This window comes from Acinetobacter sp. 22323 (genome assembly GCF_052044895.1).
Taxonomy (GTDB): domain Bacteria; phylum Pseudomonadota; class Gammaproteobacteria; order Pseudomonadales; family Moraxellaceae; genus Acinetobacter; species Acinetobacter schindleri.
Genome location: NZ_JBQEOL010000051.1, coordinates 1 through 584, shown reverse-complemented (window position 1 = coordinate 584; position 584 = coordinate 1). Strand labels below are relative to the sequence as shown.

Sequence of the window (584 nt, the reverse complement as noted above, 5' to 3'; positions counted from 1 at the left end):
CATCATCGTCATCATGGCTGCGGCCACGACCTCGACCGCTGGAACGACCGCGATTGTCATCATCATCGTCATCATGGCTGCGGCCACGACCTCGATCGCTGGAACGACCGCGATCGTCATCATCGTCATCATAGCTGCTGCGGCGTCCTGAATGACTACGGCTACCAGCTTCACGGGCTTCTTCTGAGGTAAATTCATGTGCATTACCGCTTCGATGAGCCGCACGTCCTGCTTCTCTGGCTTCTTTAGAGCTAAATTCGTGAGCATTTCCACTGGCATGGGCAGCTCGACCGCCTTGACTTGCTATTTCTCGTTGTCTTTCGGAGTCCATACTTGCAAATCCGCGATTTGAAGTATCGTTATCATTATCTTGAGTTGCCATGTTTTCCTTCCTTTAAATTATTTTTTTCAGCAAAGGTTAATTTGCCTGTACTAAGGTAGGAGCTAAAAGTTAAATACAGAAGGGATATTAAGTTGACAAAAATAACTAATCATGCGAAAAAGTTTTTTTAGTTAACAGATGTTCACACATGCCTCGAATTGTTTCTGTACCACTTAGTTTAGAACAGCGAGAACGACTCATT

At 45.4% G+C, this 584-nt stretch carries 1 protein-coding gene; it reads right to left on the bottom strand.

The window, feature by feature from the left end:
* A partial coding sequence (locus ACTJIX_RS14845; protein WP_440611566.1) for a KGG domain-containing protein occupies positions 1-382 on the bottom strand: 382 nt, incomplete at its 3' end.
* Between the last annotated feature and the right edge of the window lie 202 nt (positions 383-584).